The organism is Holdemanella sp. (genome assembly GCF_056804935.1).
The window spans coordinates 1-1,950 of sequence record NZ_DBMEXE010000264.1; the positions used below are offsets into that span (position 1 = coordinate 1).

The following is a 1,950-nucleotide window of genomic DNA, read 5'->3' on the forward strand; positions in this document are numbered from 1 at the left end:
TACACATATTTCATTACCTCACTTACAGGTAAATTGTACAAGCCTATTTGACATTAATGATGTCTATATCCCATTTTATTAAATGTGACTTTCATAAAAAAAACACCTCCACGTTAAACATAGAGATGTTTTTTGTGTTTGTACTCGACCGAAAATTGAAAATCGGTCGATGAAAACGATTTTTTTAAGCTTTTGTCGTATTTTCGTTTTGAATATTCTTAATAATATCCGTTAAATCCGCTTCATTGATAGCACCATCATAGAAATCATTCAACGTTTCAATCAGACCCTTATCATCTGGTAAAACCGTTTCAAACACTTCTTTCATGTGTGCAGCCTCCTGACTTGAACCTGCATACTTAACAGTCGCATGAATCATAGATGTATAGATAACATTCACCAACATTAAGTGATACTTATTATTATAACCATCATTACGATTATCAATAACTGTGTGTGGACTAATTAGAGCTGTACCTTGATACTTGGCTAAAGTAGGAAACTCTAAGTAAAGTCCCTTTACCGTCTTATATGTCATTAGTTTCAGTGCATATACACACGCAAATTGTTCTAAATCACCTAACATACGTAAACGATCATCACTGTCACAAACCTTTTTAAAATTGATATCTAGTAATCTTGCCAAAACATCACTCACACATTCAAGATTGGTCTTACAAACCACTTCCTGACGACCATCTAAATCCGTTGTGATTATGAATAAATCGCCTTCGCGATCATAAAATATATTATCTGGATGTCTTAAATTCACCATGCAATTACCTTTTAACGAATAAAATTCGTACCCTTTCTAATTTCTTTTTCCGGCAAACCATACGCCTCTTTACCTAAGGCAATACTTTTCATCAAGAACGTCATATTACAAGCTAAAACGCGCATTGTTTGTTTACCCTCTTCATCCTGATTGGCTTCTTGTGCATTATTTCCATGAATTGAATTCCAATATTGACTCGATACAACAGGCATACCACTGATTGTAAAATACTTATTTAATTCATCAAAAGTAGCACTCGCTCCGCCACGACGACAAGAAACAACACTAGCCCCCACCTTCATTGTCTTATCAAAACGAGAAATATAGAACAAACGATCCAATACTGCAATCAATGTCGCATTCGCGCTGGCATAATATACAGGACTTGAAACGACCAATCCATCCGCTTCTTCAAATTTGGGTAACAATTCATTGACAATATCATCATATACACACTTGCCAAGTTTCGTACAAGCACCACAAGCTGAGCAACCACGAACAGCTAAGTTTCCAACTTGTACAATTTCGGTTTCAACCCCATTTTCTTTAAATACAGCTTCCATTTCACGCAAAGCCAAATCATTCACTCCACTGTCATGTGGACTACCATTCAACATTAAGACTTTCATATTTTTCCTCCGAAAAAACCTATATCTATTTTATCATTTGCGTCAACATGATAAAATGATATTTATGAAACGAATAGTAACTGGAATATTAGCACATGTCGATGCAGGTAAAACTACTTGTATCGAAAGTATGCTTTATACATCAAAAACAATCCGAAAATTAGGACGTGTCGACCATCAAGATGCCTATTTGGATTATGATAATCAAGAAAGAGAAAGAGGCATTACCATTTATTCAAAAGAAGCTCACTTTCATTGGAAAGATAGTGAAATCTATTTGATTGACACACCAGGCCATGTCGATTTTTCAAGCGAAATGGAAAGAAGTCTTCAAGTATTAGATTTAGCCATTCTTTTAATCAATGGACAAGACGGTATTCAATCTCACACTTCTACCATTTGGAAATGCTTAAAACACTATAAGATTCCTACGCTGATTTTTATTAATAAGACACATTTAATAAATTAGGATATAAAGCTAAAATCAACACTCATACAACGTCTTATATAAATTGACTTCTGGGCATATATCTTTATTTCGAATGC

At 34.5% G+C, this 1,950-nt stretch carries 2 protein-coding genes and 1 pseudogene; 1 reads left to right on the plus strand and 2 read right to left on the minus strand.

The window, feature by feature from the left end; all coding sequences use genetic code 11:
* Window positions 1–184 precede the first annotated feature (184 nt).
* On the minus strand, window positions 185–775 hold the full coding sequence (locus tag ACZQCL_RS09105) for a hypothetical protein (protein WP_227993928.1): 591 nt from the start codon (window positions 773–775) through the stop codon (window positions 185–187).
* A gap of 11 nt (window positions 776–786) precedes the next feature.
* Entirely contained in the window at window positions 787–1,404 is a 618-nt protein-coding gene (locus ACZQCL_RS09110) for a flavodoxin family protein (protein ID WP_482482940.1), read from the minus strand.
* A gap of 64 nt (window positions 1,405–1,468) precedes the next feature.
* On the opposite strand from ACZQCL_RS09110, the pseudogene ACZQCL_RS09115 reads away from it, so the two are divergent.
* Window positions 1,469–1,855 (plus strand): annotated as a pseudogene (locus ACZQCL_RS09115) (GTP-binding protein); the annotation flags it as partial.
* Between the last annotated feature and the right edge of the window lie 95 nt (window positions 1,856–1,950).